Origin of the sequence: Pseudomonas mandelii (genome assembly GCF_900106065.1) — a bacterium.
GTDB lineage: Bacteria > Pseudomonadota > Gammaproteobacteria > Pseudomonadales > Pseudomonadaceae > Aquipseudomonas > Aquipseudomonas mandelii.
Map to the genome: position 1 here is coordinate 2453146 of NZ_LT629796.1, position 16199 is coordinate 2469344.

Sequence of the window (16199 nt, forward strand, 5' to 3'; positions counted from 1 at the left end):
GGCAGCGACTTAGGCCGCAACCACCGGTGCTTGCGGCTTGGCCACCGAGCACAGGCGAATGGAGTCAGCGAGAATCTCGATGGCTTTCGGACGCGGGAAGCTCGCGCGCCACGCAATGGCCACGGTGCGGAACGGCACCGGAGGCGTCAGTGGGCGCACTTCGATCACGCCTGGGGCGTAGTGATGGCTGTCGACGGCCGACAGCGGCAGGATCGAAATGCCCAGGCCGGACGCGACCATGTGGCGGATGGTTTCAAGAGAGCTTGATTCCACCGTGGTGTGCTTGGCGCCGTCGTTGCCTTTGGCCAGGGTCGGGCAGGCTTCCAGCACTTGATCGCGGAAGCAGTGGCCTTCGCCGAGCAGCAGCAGGCTCTTGTCGTTGAGCAGGCTGGCGTCGATGGATTCTTTTTGCGTCCACGGGTGCTGGGCCGGCATCAGCACGTAGAACGGCTCGTCGTAGAGCTGCAGGGTCAGCACGTCGGCTTCGTTGAACGGCAGGGCGATGATGATCGCGTCGAGCTCGCCGTTGCGCAGTTTGTCGCGCAGTACGTGAGTGAAGTTTTCTTCGATGTACAACGGCATCTGCGGGGCAACCCGGTGCAGTTGTGGAATCAGGTGCGGAAACAGGTACGGGCCGACGGTGTAGATCGCGCCGACTTTCAGCGGAGCGGTCAGCTGGTTTTTGCCAGCCTGGGCCAGTTCGCGAATGCCTTGGGCCTGTTCCAGGACTTTCTGCGCCTGGGCAACGATGCCTTCACCGACCGGAGTCAGGCGCACGGCACTCTTGCTGCGCTCGAAAATCAGCACACCGAGTTCGTCTTCAAGCTTTTTCACGCCCACCGACAGGGTCGGCTGACTGACGTGGCAACGCTCGGCCGCGTGGCCGAAATGCTGCTCTTGGGCGAGGGTAACGATGTAGCGTAATTCTGTGAGAGTCATAGCAAGCGTCCATGAAGTTGCGCGCCAAGCATAACGGCTGCAATCGATAGACGCACGTTATCAGAGTGAGTGTGCAGAGTGACACTGGGTAATGCCGGTTTGCCGCTGGCAGATACACAAAAGGCACCTTTGGGTGCCTTCTCTGCATGATCATGGACTTTCCTGCTGGAGGAGACCCCTGTAGGAGTGAGCCTGCTCGCGATAGCGGTATTACATTCACCGAAAAGGTTGAATGTGGTGGCCTGATCGCGAGCAGGCTCACTCCTGCAATGGTTTTGTGTTGCGATTAGCGGCGGCGTTTTTCCAGTGAGTAGAGGAACGGCGCCGTGATTTCGATGGTGCCATTGGTCAGCATGTCCGCCGGTGGCTTGGGCAGCGGTTGGGCGAGGCGGATCATTTCCAGGGTAGCGCGGTCCAGATCGGCGGTGCCTGAACGGCTCACCAGTTCGTACGACAACACATTACCTTCGCCATCAACGATGAAGCGCAGACGGTTGGTGCCTTGCTTGCCCCGATTCTGTGCACTCACCGGGTACTTTTTGTACTTGCCCAAGTGCGCGAGCAAAGTGCCTTCCCAGCTGGCCTTGGCAGCCTGTTGTGCAGGCGATGGGCCCGGTGCTGGTTGCGCGGATTTCTCCGTCGGTGCCTGGGTCGGTTGCGCGTCGCTAGGTTTCTCCTCGGACGGTTTCTCCTTCGGCGGCTCCGGCTTTTTCTCCACAGGCTTGGGTGGTTGCGGCTTCGGCTTGGGCTTGGGTTTGACCGGCTTCGGCACAACGATCTCGGCCTTCGGCACTTCAGCCAGTTTCGGGATCGGCAGTTCTTCCACCGGGGCCGGTGGCTGTGGCGGCGTTATCACCTTCGGCGGTGCCGGCGGTGGTGGGGCCGGAACCGGCGCCAACTCGACCATCATCGCCTGCGGAGGCAGCTCGATGGGTGGGCGCGACGTCCAGTTCAGCGCCAGCGCAATAGCCAGTGCATGGACGCCCAGCACCACGGCCAGGCTCGCGCTGTAACGCGTCAGCTTATGGCGCGTCGTGATCATTTCTTGACTGCCGTCTCGAGCCCGACCAGACCTACCTTCAGGTAACCGGCGGAGCGCAGGTTGTCCATCACGCTCATCAGGTCGCCGTAATCCACGCCTTTATCGGCCTGGAAGAAGATCGTCGTGTCTTTCTTGCCTTGGGTCCTGGCGTCGAGGGTGGCGCCAAGTGCTTCGGCCTTCACTTCGTCTTCACCGAGGAACAGGCGCTGGTCAGCCTTGACGCTGAGGAACACCGGCTTCTCTGGCCGCGGCGCCGGTTTGGCGCTGGAGGCGGGCAGGTCGACCTTGATGTCCACGGTGGCCAACGGAGCGGCCACCATGAAGATGATCAACAGCACCAGCATCACGTCGATGAACGGCGTGACGTTGATTTCATGGTTCTCGGCCAGATCGTCGTCTGCGCCTTCTTTCAAATGCAAGCCCATGGCTGATTACCCTACTTTGACCATGTGGGGTTGCGCGGAGCGCTCGGCGGTCGGCAGGTGATCGAGGTCGCGGCTGACCAGCAGCAGGACTTCAGCCGAGGCATCGGACACTTGCGCCTTGTAGCCAGCGATGGAGCGGGCGAAGACGTTGTAGATCACAACAGCAGGAATCGCCGCAACCAGACCCAGCGCGGTGGCCAGCAGGGCTTCGGCGATGCCGGGGGCGACGACGGCGAGGTTGGTGGTCTGGGTTTTGGCGATGCCGATGAAGCTGTTCATGATGCCCCACACGGTGCCGAACAGGCCCACGAACGGCGCGGTGGAACCGATGGTGGCGAGCACGCCGGTGCCGCTGCTCATGTTGCGACCGCAGGCTGCAACCAGACGCTCGAGACGGAAGGCAACACGTTCCTTGATGCCTTCTTTCTCGCGGCTGTTGACAGACAATCGCATCTCTTCCAAGGCGTCATGCACAAGCAGGTTGGCGAGGGTGCCTTGCTTCGTGGCGGTGGCGCTGGCTTCTTTAAGGGTGGTGGCTTTTTTCAGGTGGACGATTTCAGTGCGCAGACGCCGCTTGGCGCCCATCAGCTCGAAGCCCTTGGCGATCCAGATGGTCCAGGTGATGATCGAGGCGATGGCCAGACCGATCATCACGATTTTTACGATAATGTCGGCGTTCTGGTACATGCCCCAAGGCGACAGGTCGTGGGCCATGCCCAGGGTGTTGTCGGCTTCGAGAACTTCAGGGACGTCTTCGGCATCTACTGCCTGAGCCGGGTCGGTTGCGGCGGGTGCAACGGCGGGGACGGCATGATCAGCCGGGGCTGGAGCAGCGGCGGCGGCCGGAGTGGCCGGAGCTTGTACGTCAGCGAAAGCGGCGGTCGGTGCCAGCATCAGGCTGAGCAGCAGGGCGGCCACTGCGCTCCAGGCGCGAGGTCGTTTGGTTGGCGAAGCGGGGAATTGATTGCGTGTCATGCTGGCCGGACCTGAAATAGAAAAACGGTAAATGCTCTTCCAGGCCTCGTAAGGCCGAGAACAAAAGTGGCGTGCATTATTGCAAGTAATTCTTGTTAACAAAAGTAATAGAGTATCTTTTTTTCCTTCATTGCTAGCCGCTCGTCCATTGTCGGCGCTAGTCTTTGCCTTTCTGATGGGAGTTTTCTGATGTCTGCGCCTTCTGTGTTGATCGCCGGCTGTGGTGATGTCGGCGGTCGTTTGGCCACGCAATTGATGGCTTCCGGGTGGGAGGTTCATGGCCTGAGGCGGGACGTCTCGCGCCTGCCCGAGGGGGTCATTGGCGTTGCCGGCGACTTGTTCGATAAGGACTGTCCTGAGACGTGGCCAATCGGTGCCGTGGATTACCTCGTTTATTCTGCGGCCGCGACCAATCACGATGAAGCCGGTTATCGCGCCGCGTATGTCGAGGGGTTGGAGCATGTGCTGGAGTGGCTCGACGACTACGGGCAGGTACCGAATCGCCTGCTGTTTGTTTCCAGCAGCAGTGTGTATGGGCAGCAGGAGGGCGAGTGGGTCGACGAGACTTCGCCGACCCTTGCATCAGGCTACTCGGGTCGATTGATGCTGGAGGCCGAGAAAGTGGCGCTCCAGAGCGGCATCCCGGCAAGCATCGTGCGCTTGACTGGCATCTACGGCCCGGGCCGCGAATGGCTGCTGACTCAAGTGCGTCGTGGCTATCGCGTGGCGGTTGACCCGCCGCTGTATGGCAACCGCATCCACGCCGATGACGCGGCGGGCTTGATGGCGTTTCTGCTTGAAGCGGATCGACGCGGGATGGCGTTGGATGACGTCTACATCGGTGTCGACGACGCGCCAGCGCCGCTGGCCGAAGTGGTGGGCTGGTTGCGTGAATATTTGGGCGTGACCGAGTGGGCTGACGACGCGAGCGTACGGCGCACGGGCAGCAAGCAATGCAGCAATGCCAGGGCGAAGGCCTTGGGCTGGGCGCCAAAGTACCCAACGTATCGCGAGGGCTACGCCGCCATTCTCGAAGGCCGTTGCTGACTTTCATGCGTCCAAAATACCTGTAGAAGCGAGGCTTGCTCGCGAAGGCGTCATAACTTCCAACATCTATGTTGGCTGTTACATCGCTTCGCGGGCAAGCCTCGCTCCTACACTGGATTTGTGTTGGCCTTCAGGGGCCGGGTTACTGCTTTTCCAGCAACCACTTGCGATCACCCGGCGTGAACTGAGGCATTTCATCCGCCTGAGCCGTGTTCACTGCCTGCAGAATCTCCAGTTCCTTGCCCTTGCGCGCAAAGATCCAGGTATTGCCCTGGCCGTTCACTTGCAGCCACATGTTGTCATTGCCGCCGCTCATCGACGCGCAATCGCCCGCCAGGCAAAGGGCATATCGATCGGCACCCGGCAGTCCGGCAACCTGGCCATCGGCCTGGAATTGCACGGTATTGCCTTCGCCCGGACCGTTGACGATTTTCCAGCTGCCGCCCATGTAGGCGGTGTACAGCGCGCGTTCGAAGCTCGCGCCAATCGGTGCGCCATCCGGGACCGGAATCAACGCGCGGTCAAAGACCTGCTCCGGCTCGTTTTCGCTGGCGGCCTGGCTCAGTTGCTTGCCGTCACGCTTCAGTTCGCTGGCGGAGCTGCCATAAAAGTCGACTTTCCAGGCGCCGGACTCTTCGCCCAGCAGCTTGCCGTCGACGTTCTCAAAACCGTTGGTGTAGCGGGCCTGAGCGGCCTTGGTGTTGACGTCCCATTCCAGGTTCGGGCCATAAGCCTGGAGCGCTTCACGCAGGGGGCCACCTTTGGACGCAGCGTCGATCGCCACCTGATTGATCCAGGTGCCGCTGATGTCACGATCGGCAGGGTTGCTGGCACAACCGCCCAAGAGTAGGGCGACCAGCGAGAGAGCTAGCGCATGGCGCATGGTGGAATCCTTTCAGAAACGAAGTCGACGCAACCTTGAAAAGGCTGCGCCGGATGTATTACTCGATGACCAGAATGGCATCCATTTCAACCTGCGAACCCTTTGGCAGGGCGGCTACGCCGATGGCGGCGCGGGCAGGGTATGGCTGGTCAAAGTACTTGCCCATGATCTCGTTGACCTTGGCGAAGTGGCTCAGGTCGGTGAGGAAGATGTTCAGTTTGACGATGTCCTTGAACGAACCGCCAGCGGCTTCGGCCACGGCTTTGAGGTTCTCGAACACCTGGACGGTCTGGGCTTCGAAGCCTTCAACCAGTTCCATGGTTTTTGGGTCCAGAGGAATCTGGCCCGACATGTAGACGGTGTTGCCAGCCTTGATCGCCTGGGAGTAAGTACCGATGGCAGCCGGGGCCTTGTCGCTGGTGATAACAGTCTTGGTCATGAATGACTCCTTGTAATAGTGGGCTTAGGCGCGCATGCGGGTGATGCGGATCACCCCGGTCAATGCACGCAGTTTCTTGATCACGCGGGCCAGGTGTACGCGGTCGTGCACGCTGACCACCAGTTGGACCACGCTGATGCGACCATCGCGTTCGTCCATGCTGATTTTCTCGATATTGCCGTCGGCTGCGTTGACGCTGCTGGCCAGCAGGGCGATCAGGCCGCGCTGATGTTCCAGTTCGACGCGCAGCTCGACGTTGAATTCGCCGGTGACATCCTTGGCCCACGAGAGCTGGATGCATTTTTCCGGGTTGTGACGGATTTCGCTGATGTTGCGGCAGTTGTCCAGGTGCACGACCATGCCTTTGCCGGCGGACAAGTGACCAACAATCGGGTCGCCCGGGATCGGCGTGCAGCACTTGGCGTAGCTGAGCACCAGGCCTTCGGTGCCGCGAATCGCCAGCGGGCCTTCCGGACTTGGCAGCTGTTCGCCTTCGCCAAGCAGGCGGCGGGCGACTACATAGGCCATTCGATTGCCCAGGCCGATATCTTCCAGCAAGTCTTCGATCAGTTCGAGACGGTATTCGGCGAGCATCGCCTTGACGCGGTCGGCCGGTACTTTTTCCAGCGAGCTGTCGAAACCATTGAGCACTTTGTTCAGCAGGCGCTCGCCCAGGCTGATGGACTCGGAACGGCGTTGCAGTTTCAGCGCATGGCGGATGTGGGTCCGTGCCTTGCCCGTGACCACGAAGTTGAGCCACGCCGGGTTCGGCCGGGCACCGGGAGCACTGACGATCTCGACCGTGGAGCCGCTTTGCAGCGGTTCGGACAGCGGCGCAAGACGACGATTGATCCGGCAGGCAATGCAGCTGTTGCCCACGTCGGTGTGCACCGCGTAAGCGAAGTCGACCGCCGTGGAGCCTTTGGGCAGCTCCATGATCCGGCCTTTGGGCGTGAAGACGTAGACCTCGTCCGGGAACAGGTCGATCTTCACGCTTTCGATGAATTCCAGCGAGTTGCCGGCCCGTTGCTGCATTTCCAGCACGCCTTTGACCCACTGGCGAGCGCGGGCGTGAGTGCCTTTTGGCTGTTCGTCGCCGCTGGATTTGTACAGCCAATGGGCGGCGATGCCGTTGTTGGCCATCTCTTCCATTTCACGGGTGCGGATCTGGATCTCGATCGGAACACCGTGCATGCCGAACAGCGTGGTGTGCAGCGACTGGTAGCCGTTGGCCTTGGGAATCGCGATGTAATCCTTGAAGCGTCCCGGCAACGGTTTGTACAAATTATGCACAGCACCTAGCACGCGGTAGCAGGTATCGACCTTGTCGACGATGATCCGGAACGCATAGACGTCCATGATCTCGTTGAAGGCCCGACGCTTGCCGCGCATTTTCTTGTAGATGCCGTAGAGGTGTTTCTGACGACCGCTGACCTCGCCCTGGATGCCATCGATGGCCAGGCAGTGGCTGAGGGATTCTTCGATCTTGTTGACGATTTCCTTGCGGTTGCCCCGGGCGCGTTTGACGGCCTGGTTGATCCGTGCGGAACGCATCGGGTGCATGGCCTTGAAGCCGAGGTCTTCGAATTCTATGCGGATGGCGTGCATGCCCAGCCGGTTGGCGATGGGCGCATAGATTTCCAGGGTTTCCTTGGCGATCCGCCGACGCTTTTCACCGGACAGGACTTCAAGCGTGCGCATGTTGTGCAGGCGGTCGGCGAGCTTGACCAGGATCACGCGAATGTCGCGCGCCATGGCCATGGCCATTTTCTGGAAGTTTTCGGCTTGTGCTTCGGCCTTGGTCTCGAAGTTCATCTGGGTCAGTTTGCTGACCCCGTCTACCAGTTCGGCCACGGTTTCGCCGAACTGCGCTTGCAGCGCTTCCTTGGCAATACCGGTGTCTTCGATCACGTCATGCAGCATCGCCGCCATCAGGCTCTGATGGTCCATGTGCATGTCGGCAAGAATATTCGCCACCGCAAGAGGATGCGTGACGTACGCCTCACCGCTGCGGCGGCGTTGGCCGTCGTGGGCTTGTTCGGCGTAGAAGTACGCTCGGCGGACCAGGTTGACCTGGTCCTTGCCGAGGTAGGTCGATAAGCGATCGGCGAGGGCGTCTATGCTCGGCATGATGACTCCTGCCGTTCGCTGTGACCCCGCGCCGTGCTACGTCGACCAGGCATAGGCTTAGACTGCCTCGTTGGACTCGTCCTCGAACGCTGCGAACAGCGGTTCGTCTTCGACGATTTCAGCATTGGCGATGAACTCGTAGCTCATCAGGCCTTCGGCGATTTCACGCAAGGCTACAACGGTAGGCTTGTCGTTTTCCCACTGGACCAGTGGCTCTTTGCCGCCGGTGGCCAGTTGACGGGCACGCTTGGTGGACAGCATGACCAGTTCAAAACGGTTTTCCACGTGGTTCAGGCAGTCTTCAACGGTTACGCGGGCCATGGTATTCCTCGGAGCGAATGCAATATGCGCGCTGCCCGGGTGGGCGAGCGGACTGAACAGTTTAAAAAATCACCAGCGATTAGGGAAGCGCTGATTTTTTGACCAAGCCCTTCAACGCGCTGCAAGTGCCAATGTAAAGCCCTTGCAGCGGTTTTGGGAAGGGCTGTTTAGCCGAGCAATTCAGCCAAAAGTTTTCCGTTGCGCTGCTGCTGACGCTTCTGATGCAGCTGATTGGCACGGAAAATCGCCTGCAAATCCTTCAGCGCATGGGCGAAATCGTCATTGATGATCAGGTAGTCGTAGTCGACGTAGTGGCTCATTTCGCTGACGGCTTCGCGCATCCGGCCTTCAATGACCTCGTCACTGTCCTGGCCGCGATTGTTCAGACGCTGATGCAAGGCTTGGAGAGAGGGCGGCAGAATGAAGATAGAGCGGGCCTGAGGCATCAATTTGCGCACTTGCTCGGCACCTTGCCAGTCGATTTCCAGAATCAGGTCGTGGCCTTCGTCCAGGGTCTGCTGCAGGTGGCTTTGCGAAGTGCCGTAGAGGTTGCCGAACACTTCGGCGCGCTCGAGGAAATCCCCGTGCTCGATCATCTTCACGAACTCGCCGCGTTCGACGAAGTGATAGTTCACGCCGTTCACTTCACCGGGGCGCATGGCGCGGGTGGTGTGGGAGACCGAGACGCGGATCTCCTGATCAGCGTCGGTCAGGGCCTTGACCAGGCTGCTCTTGCCCGCGCCCGAAGGGGCGGAAATGATGTACAGGGTGCCGGTGCTGTGGGTCATGTCGGGGTTGCCTTACTCAATATTCTGCACTTGTTCGCGCATCTGCTCGATCAACACTTTGAGGTTGACCGCCGCTTGGGTGCTGCGCGGGTCGAAGGCTTTGGAGCCCAGTGTGTTGGCTTCGCGGTTGAGCTCCTGCATCAGGAAGTCCAGGCGCCGACCGGCAGCGCCGCCGGACTTGAGTACCCGGCGAACTTCAATGATGTGAGTGCTCAAGCGATCCAGTTCTTCGGCGACGTCGCTCTTTTGCGCGAGCATGACCATTTCCTGCTCGAGTCGCTGCGGGTCCATCTCGGCTTTCATGTCGGCAAAGCGGTCGAGGACTTTCTGGCGTTGGGTGGCTAGCATCTGCGGGACCAGTTCGCGCAGGGTCACCACATCTTCTTCGATGGAGGTGAGGCGATCATTGATCAATCGGGCCAGCTCCGCGCCTTCGCGCTCGCGGCCGGCCTTGAGTTCTTTCAGACCTTCATTGAACAGCGCCAGTGCTTCGGCATTCAAGGCTTGCGGGTCAGCGGCGTCGCCCACCAGAACGCCAGGCCAGGCCAGGACTTCCAGCGGATTCAATGCGGCGGGATTCTTGATCAGGCCGGCGATGGTCTCGGCGGCAGCGACCAATTGCGCGGCACGCTCGCGGTCCACTTGCAGGGGTTTGTCGTTGTTTTCTTCGGTGAAGCGCAGAGTGCATTCGAGCTTGCCCCGGGATATCCCCTGGCGCAGCGCTTCGCGGACCGCACCTTCGAGGTCGCGAAACGACTCCGGCAGGCGCAAATGGGGTTCCAGGTAGCGGCTGTTGACCGAGCGCAATTCCCAGCTCAGGGTGCCTTGGGCGCCGGCTTTTTCAACGCGGGCGAAGGCGGTCATGCTGTGCACCATGGAGGTACCTCGCAATTCAGGTTTGCGTTACCAAAGGTTTCGCGAGACCCGATATCTGTGAATTAAAGCCGACAGGCAGCAAAGGCGCAGGATTGTAGCGCAGTGGGGCGGATGCGCCCAAACACACGGTGTGACAAAGGGCTGCAGGCCGTCGGTAAAGCGCTGTTCTAAGCTCTAGTCAGCGCCTTCAATCGTCGGACGGATTTTTTAGAAGTGCCCAGTCTTGGCGCGCGGCTCTATAATGCTCGGCAGTTTTCCGTCCTCCGTACAGGTATTCCCTATGAAACGTCCAAGTGGTCGCGCTGCCGATCAGCTCCGCTCGATCCGCATTACCCGCAACTACACCAAACACGCCGAGGGATCTGTACTGGTCGAATTCGGTGATACCAAAGTCATCTGCACGGTCAGCGTCGAGAACGGCGTACCGCGTTTCCTCAAGGGCCAGGGCCAAGGCTGGTTGACCGCGGAATACGGCATGCTGCCGCGCGCCACTGGCGAGCGTAACCAGCGTGAAGCGAGCCGTGGCAAGCAAGGCGGCCGCACCCTGGAAATCCAGCGTCTGATCGGTCGCTCGCTGCGTGCTTCGCTGGACATGTCCAAGCTGGGCGACGTCACCCTGTACGTCGACTGCGACGTGATCCAGGCCGACGGTGGCACCCGCACCGCATCCATCACCGGCGCCATGGTTGCGCTGGTCGATGCCTTGAAAGTGATCAAGAAGCGCGGCGGCCTGAAAGGCGGCGACCCGCTCAAGCAAATGATCGCGGCCGTTTCGGTGGGCATGTACCAGGGCGAGCCTGTGCTCGACCTCGACTACCTGGAAGACTCGGCTGCCGAGACTGACCTGAACGTGGTGATGACCAGCACTGGCGGCTTCATCGAAGTCCAGGGCACTGCCGAAGGCGCGCCGTTCCAGCCGGAAGAGCTGAACGCTATGCTTGAACTGGCGAAGAAAGGCATGACCGAGATCTTCGAGCTGCAAAAGGCCGCACTGGCCGACTGATCGGATGTTCCACGCAAGGAGGACACCATGAGTGACGAGCAGCAGCTACTTCCCATCCCGAGCAAAGAGGCTCGGCAGTGGGCAATGTTTTGTCACTTGTCCGCGTTGCTGGGAATCTGGATTCCGTTCGGTACGCTGATCGGCCCGCTGATCCTCTGGCAGATGAAGCGCGAGATGGACCCGTTTGTCGATGCCCAGGGCAAGGAGGCGCTGAACTTTCAGATCACAGTCGCCATTGCCTCTGCCATCTGCTTCCTGCTGATGGTGGTGATCATCGGGTTCTTCCTGTTCGGCCTGGTGGCGATTGGTGCGTTGGTACTGACGATCATCGGTGGTGTGAAAGCCAATGAAGGGGTGCCGTATCGGTATCCGTTCACCTGGCGGCTGATCAAGTAGCCACCGCTGTCCCGTAGGAGCGAGGATTGCCCGCGAATTGAGGCGCCTCGGTCTGTCAGGAACAACGCGTTATCGTTCTTCGCGGACAAGCCTCGCTCCTACAGGAATGAGGCGCGCACAAAAAAGCCGACGGCGATGTCGGCTTTTTTGCGTCTGCGAAAAGACGCTTAAATGGTCAGCGTCCAGTCGTAGTCCACGATCAGTGGTGCGTGTTGCGAGAACCGTGGCTGGCGTGGCAGGCGTGCGCTGCGAACAAAACGGCGCAGGCCAGGGGTCAGCAACTGGTAGTCGAAACGCCAGCCGAGGTTGAGCATTTCCGCCTGTTCGTTGTCCGGCCACCAGCTGTACTGGTCGCCTTCACGGCTGACTTCACGCAGGGCATCAACATAGCCCATGTTGCCGACAATCTCGTCCATCCAGGCACGTTCAGGTGCCAGGAAGCCTGGGGATTGCTGGCTGTCGCGCCAGTTCTTGATATCCAGCTTCTGTTGCGCCACGTACAGCGAGCCACAATAAATGTACTCGCGACGTTTGCGTCGCTGTTTATCCAGATAACGGGCGAAATCGTCCATTAGCTTGAACTTCTGGTTCAAGTCTTCATCGCCGTTCTGCCCCGAAGGGAGCAGCAAGGTCGCGATGCTGACCTTGTCGAAATCGGCTTGCAGGTAGCGCCCGTAGCGGTCGGCTGTCTCGAAACCGAGACCGCTGATGACTGCCTTCGGTTGCAACCGCGAATACAAAGCCACGCCACCCTGGGCGGGAACTTCGGCTTCGCAGGCATAAAGGAAGTAGCCATCCAGTTGGAAGGCTGGATCGTCCAGTTCAAAGGCGGAGGCGCGGGTGTCCTGCAGGCAGATGACGTCGGCATTCTGTGCTTGCAGCCAACTGAGCAACCCTCGCTCCACTGCAGCCTGAATACCATTGACGTTCACACTGATGATCCGCATAAATGGCCCCAAAAATCGCGTGCGTGTATGATACACGGCGTCAACCTAATTAGCTAAATCCGTGGTATTTGGGGTTTTTTTCATGCAAGCGTATCAGCGCGATTTCATTCGTTTTGCCATCGATCGCGGCGTTTTGCGCTTCGGCGAGTTCACCCTGAAGTCCGGGCGCACCAGTCCTTACTTCTTCAATGCCGGCCTGTTCAATACCGGTTCGGCCCTTGCGCAGCTGGGTCGTTTCTACGCGGCAGCCATCGTCGAGAGCGGTATTTCGTTCGATGTATTGTTTGGCCCGGCGTACAAAGGCATCCCGCTGGCGGCGACCACTGCGGTGGCGCTGGCCGAACATCATGGCCGTGATTTGCCATGGTGCTTCAACCGCAAAGAGGCCAAGGCCCACGGTGAAGGCGGCAGTCTCGTTGGCGCGCCGTTGACCGGTGATGTGCTGATCATCGACGACGTGATCACCGCCGGCACCGCGATCCGCGAAGTGATGCAGATCATCGCTTCCCAGGACGGCGCCAAGGCCAAGGGCGTGCTCATCGCCCTGAACCGTCAGGAGCGTGGCAACGGTGAGTTGTCGGCGATCCAGGAAGTGGAGCGTGATTTCGGCATTCCGGTGATCAGCATTGTGTCGCTGAACCAGGTGCTGGAATTCCTGGCGGATGATCCGCAGCTCAAGCAGCACCTGCCAGCCGTAGAAGCGTACCGCGCCCAGTACGGCGTCTAACGCTGACCTGTAGGAGCGAGGCTTGCCCGCGAAGGCGTCGTCACATTCAGCAATGATGGGACTGTCAGATCGCTTTCGCGGGCAAGCCTCGCTCCTACAAGGGGGTGCGCAGGCAAAAAAAGACCCCGCTCAGCCAAGCTGAGCGGGGTCTTTTTGTTTGTGTTGCTTAGTGACGCTTGCGATTGCTGATCAACGTACCCACACCGGTATCGGTGAAGATCTCAAGCAGAATCGCATTCGGCACCCGGCCATCAATGATCAGCGAGCTGCCCACGCCGCCCTGAACCGCTTCCAGCGCGCAACGGATCTTCGGCAGCATGCCGCCGTAGATCGTGCCGTCGGCGATCAGCTCGTCGACTTGCTGGGTGGTCAGTCCGGTGAGGACCGTGCCCGACTTGTCCATCAAGCCGGCGATGTTGGTCAGCAGCATCAGCTTTTCAGCTTTCAGCGCTTCGGCGACTTTGCCGGCCACCAGGTCAGCGTTGATGTTGTACGACTCGCCGTTGGCACCGACGCCGATTGGCGCGATGACCGGGATGAAATCACCTTTGACCAGCAGGTTCAGCAAGTCGGTGTTGATCCCGACCACTTCGCCTACCTGGCCGATGTCGATGATTTCCGGCTGGGTCATCTCCGGCGTCTGGCGGGTCACGGTGAGCTTCTTCGCACGAATCAGCTCGGCGTCTTTACCGGTCAGGCCGATGGCGCTGCCGCCATGACGGTTGATCAGGTTGACGATGTCCTTGTTGACCTGGCCGCCGAGGACCATTTCCACCACGTCCATGGTCTGCGCGTCAGTCACGCGCATGCCATCGATGAAGTGGCTCTCGATCGACAGGCGCTTGAGCAGGTCGCCGATTTGCGGGCCGCCGCCGTGAACCACCACCGGGTTGATACCGACGGCTTTCATCAACACGATGTCGCGGGCGAAGCCGGTTTTCAGCTCCTCGCTTTCCATCGCGTTGCCGCCGTATTTGATCACCAGCGTCTTGCCGACATAGCGGCGAATGTAAGGCAACGCTTCGGACAGGACCTTGGCGGTGTTGGCGGCGGCTTCGCGTTCGAGGGTCATTCAGGGCTCCGGGTGCTTCAGAAGATCAAAACGGTAATTGGAGATCAGGTGCAACACGCTTCAGCTGGACTTTGAACACGTCCTTGATGCGCTGCAATTCAGCCTCGTCATCGGCCTCGAAGCGCAGCACCAGCACCGGTGTGGTGTTGGACGCGCGCACCAGGCCCCAGCCTTTGGCGTAGTCGACTCGCACGCCGTCAATGGTGGTCAGGTCGGCGCCTTCGCCCCACTTCGCGTCGTGCAATGCATCAATGATGCTGAATTTGCTCTCTTCGGTCACATGGATATTGATTTCCGGCGTAGAAATATCGTTCGGGAAGGTCGCAAACAGCTCTTCCGCGGTGGATTTTTCCTTGCTGAGGATCTCCAGCAGACGCGCGGCGCTGTAAATGCCGTCGTCAAAACCGAACCAGCGCTCCTTGAAGAAGATATGCCCGCTCATCTCGCCGGCCAACAGGGCGCCGGTTTGTTTCATTTTCTTTTTGATCAACGAGTGACCGGTCTTCCACATGAGCGGACGGCCGCCGTATTCCTTGATCAGCGGTGTCAGGCGGCGGGTGCATTTGACGTCGAAGATGATCTCCGCGTCCGCGTTGCGCGCCAGTACGTCGCGGGCGAACAGCATCAGCAGGCGGTCCGGGTAGACGATACTGCCGGTGTTGGTCACCACACCGACCCGGTCGCCATCGCCGTCGAAGGCCAGGCCGATATCGGCGTTGGTTTCCTTGACCTTGGCGATCAGGTCGACGAGGTTTTCAGGCTTGCCCGGGTCCGGGTGGTGGTTCGGGAAGTTACCGTCGACCTCGCAGAACAGCGGGATGACTTCGCAGTTCAACGCTTCGATCAATTGCGGGGCGATCACGCCGGCCGCGCCGTTGCCGCAGTCGACCACGACTTTCAGGCGACGAGCCAGTTTGATGTCCTGGACGATTTCGGTGTTGTAGCGGTCGAGGATCTCGACCTGGGTGACGCTGCCCTTGCCGCTGCTCAAGTTGTTGGTCTTGAGGCGGTCGTGCAGGGCCTGGATCTGTTCGTTGGCCAGGGTGTCGCCCGCGATCACGATCTTGAACCCGTTGTAGTTCGACGGGTTGTGGCTGCCGGTGAGCATGACGCCGGATTTGCCGGCCAGTACGTTGGCGGCGTAGTACAGCGCCGGGGTTGGCACCAGGCCCACGTCGCTGACGTGGCAACCGCTGTCGGCCAGGCCCTTGATCAGTTGTTCGACCAGTTCAGGGCCGGACAGGCGGCCGTCGCGGCCAACGGAAACGTTCGGTTCGCCCTGGGCCAGGCTCTGGGCACCGATGGCGCGGCCGAGCCAGTAAGCGGTCTCAGCGTTCAGGAATTCCGGGACCGTGCCGCGAATGTCGTAGGCGCGGAAGATGCTGTCCGGGAACTTGGGTGCGACTGTGGCTGGGGTGCTCATCTGTGGGAATGCTCCATCTCGAAAGTGACTGGACCTGTCCGCGAAAATCTCGTCGGCGGGCTCAAACTGAAGGGTATGACGGCGTTTTCCACTGAGAGTTCGTGGTGCGAAAAGGCCATGCCACCTGCGTTTGCGGGGTAATGATCGGTCAATGCCTTGATTTTGGGCGGTAAACCTTCCAGATGAACGTTGTGCGAATTTTGGCGAGGAGGCTTGCTTGCGCTTGGGTGCGCGGCACTCACAAAATCTTGGGGCCGCTTCGCAGCCCAGCGGGAGCAAGCTCCCTCGCCACAGGATGCTTTATCGGATCAATGGCTGCCGGAATGCCCGAAACCACCGGCACCACGCTCGGTTTCAACAAACTCTTCGACCATCTCGAAGTGCGCTTGAACCACCGGCACCAGAACCAATTGAGCCAGGCGCTCACCGACCACCATGTTGAAGTCGGTCTGGCCACGGTTCCAGCACGAAACCATCAGCGGGCCCTGGTAATCGGAGTCGATCAAACCGACCAGATTGCCCAGCACGATGCCATGTTTATGGCCCAGGCCGGAGCGCGGCAGAATCAGCGCGGCCAAACCCGGATCGCCAATGTAGACGGACAGGCCGGTCGGGATCAGCAGGGTTTCGCCCGGCTTGATGACGGTGTCTTTTTCCAGCATGGCGCGCAGGTCGAGGCCGGCGGAGCCAGGCGTGGCGTACTGCGGCAGCGGGAATTCGGTACCGATGCGGGGGTCGAGGATCTTGGCTTGCAAAGCGTGCATGT

The 16199-nt window shown here is 60.1% G+C and carries 17 protein-coding genes and 1 pseudogene; 4 read left to right on the top strand and 14 right to left on the bottom strand.

The annotated features are described in order from the left end of the window. Positions 1-9: 9 nt before the first annotated feature. From BLU63_RS11035 to exbB, 4 genes are all read right to left on the bottom strand, one after another. Entirely contained in the window at positions 10-939 is a 930-nt protein-coding gene (locus BLU63_RS11035; RefSeq protein WP_010465236.1) for a hydrogen peroxide-inducible genes activator, read from the bottom strand. Between the two features lie 286 nt (positions 940-1225). Beyond that, positions 1226-1981: an energy transducer TonB family protein gene (locus tag BLU63_RS11040; RefSeq protein ID WP_010465234.1), complete on the bottom strand. Its 756-nt coding sequence runs from the start codon at positions 1979-1981 to the stop codon at positions 1226-1228. Beyond that, complete coding sequence (exbD, locus tag BLU63_RS11045) at positions 1978-2406, bottom strand: TonB system transport protein ExbD (protein ID WP_010465232.1); 429 nt, start codon at positions 2404-2406, stop codon at positions 1978-1980. The genes BLU63_RS11040 and exbD overlap by 4 nt, the downstream gene beginning before the upstream one ends. Before the next feature lie 6 nt (positions 2407-2412). Then, positions 2413-3381, bottom strand: coding sequence for a tonB-system energizer ExbB (gene exbB / locus BLU63_RS11050; RefSeq protein WP_083375460.1), 969 nt, complete (start codon positions 3379-3381; stop codon positions 2413-2415). A gap of 189 nt (positions 3382-3570) precedes the next feature. On the opposite strand from exbB, the gene BLU63_RS11055 reads away from it, so the two are divergent. Then, positions 3571-4428, top strand: a complete 858-nt coding sequence (locus tag BLU63_RS11055) for an SDR family oxidoreductase (protein WP_083375461.1) — start codon at positions 3571-3573, stop codon at positions 4426-4428. Positions 4429-4570: 142 nt separating this feature from the next. Here BLU63_RS11055 and BLU63_RS11060 read toward each other — a convergent pair whose 3' ends face one another. The 6 genes from BLU63_RS11060 to BLU63_RS11085 all read right to left on the bottom strand — a co-directional run bounded on the left by BLU63_RS11060 (position 4571) and on the right by BLU63_RS11085 (position 9865). Continuing rightward, a complete protein-coding gene (locus BLU63_RS11060; protein WP_010465226.1) occupies positions 4571-5311 on the bottom strand; it encodes a hypothetical protein in 741 nt (246 codons plus the stop codon). A gap of 58 nt (positions 5312-5369) precedes the next feature. Next, positions 5370-5750 (bottom strand): RidA family protein, encoded by a 381-nt coding sequence (locus BLU63_RS11065; RefSeq protein ID WP_003229509.1) that lies wholly within the window; start codon positions 5748-5750, stop codon positions 5370-5372. A gap of 24 nt (positions 5751-5774) precedes the next feature. After that, positions 5775-7880: a bifunctional GTP diphosphokinase/guanosine-3',5'-bis pyrophosphate 3'-pyrophosphohydrolase gene (gene spoT, locus BLU63_RS11070; protein WP_010465218.1), complete on the bottom strand. Its 2106-nt coding sequence runs from the start codon at positions 7878-7880 to the stop codon at positions 5775-5777. Positions 7881-7937: 57 nt separating this feature from the next. Further along, the gene (gene rpoZ, locus BLU63_RS11075; protein WP_007894670.1) at positions 7938-8201 is read right to left on the bottom strand and encodes a DNA-directed RNA polymerase subunit omega; all 264 of its coding nucleotides are present in this window, start codon (positions 8199-8201) and stop codon (positions 7938-7940) included. Positions 8202-8368: 167 nt separating this feature from the next. After that, complete coding sequence (gene gmk / locus BLU63_RS11080; RefSeq protein ID WP_010465215.1) at positions 8369-8989, bottom strand: guanylate kinase; 621 nt, start codon at positions 8987-8989, stop codon at positions 8369-8371. 12 nt (positions 8990-9001) lie between these two features. After that, a complete protein-coding gene (locus BLU63_RS11085; RefSeq protein WP_083375462.1) occupies positions 9002-9865 on the bottom strand; it encodes a YicC/YloC family endoribonuclease in 864 nt (287 codons plus the stop codon). Positions 9866-10145: 280 nt separating this feature from the next. On the opposite strand from BLU63_RS11085, the gene rph reads away from it, so the two are divergent. Together rph and BLU63_RS11095 are read left to right on the top strand one after the other, a co-directional pair. After that, complete coding sequence (gene rph / locus BLU63_RS11090) at positions 10146-10868, top strand: ribonuclease PH (RefSeq protein WP_010465211.1); 723 nt, start codon at positions 10146-10148, stop codon at positions 10866-10868. A gap of 27 nt (positions 10869-10895) precedes the next feature. Then, entirely contained in the window at positions 10896-11264 is a 369-nt protein-coding gene (locus BLU63_RS11095; RefSeq protein ID WP_010465209.1) for a DUF4870 domain-containing protein, read from the top strand. Between the two features lie 167 nt (positions 11265-11431). On the opposite strand, the gene BLU63_RS11100 is transcribed toward BLU63_RS11095, so the two are convergent. Then, positions 11432-12211 carry an exodeoxyribonuclease III gene (locus BLU63_RS11100; protein ID WP_007934608.1) on the bottom strand — a complete coding sequence of 260 codons (780 nt, stop codon included), beginning with the start codon at positions 12209-12211 and terminating at the stop codon, positions 11432-11434. 82 nt (positions 12212-12293) lie between these two features. Between BLU63_RS11100 and pyrE the strand changes: the two genes are divergently transcribed. Next, entirely contained in the window at positions 12294-12938 is a 645-nt protein-coding gene (gene pyrE, locus BLU63_RS11105; RefSeq protein ID WP_010465206.1) for an orotate phosphoribosyltransferase, read from the top strand. Between the two features lie 166 nt (positions 12939-13104). On the opposite strand, the gene argB is transcribed toward pyrE, so the two are convergent. The 3 genes and pseudogenes from argB to dut form a co-directional block, all read right to left on the bottom strand. Beyond that, entirely contained in the window at positions 13105-14010 is a 906-nt protein-coding gene (gene argB / locus BLU63_RS11110) for an acetylglutamate kinase (protein ID WP_010465204.1), read from the bottom strand. A gap of 25 nt (positions 14011-14035) precedes the next feature. Continuing rightward, positions 14036-15439: pseudogene (locus tag BLU63_RS11115) on the bottom strand (phosphomannomutase/phosphoglucomutase); the annotation flags it as partial. Between the two features lie 302 nt (positions 15440-15741). Further along, positions 15742-16197, bottom strand: a complete 456-nt coding sequence (gene dut / locus BLU63_RS11120) for a dUTP diphosphatase (RefSeq protein WP_010465200.1) — start codon at positions 16195-16197, stop codon at positions 15742-15744. Positions 16198-16199: the final 2 nt, after the last annotated feature.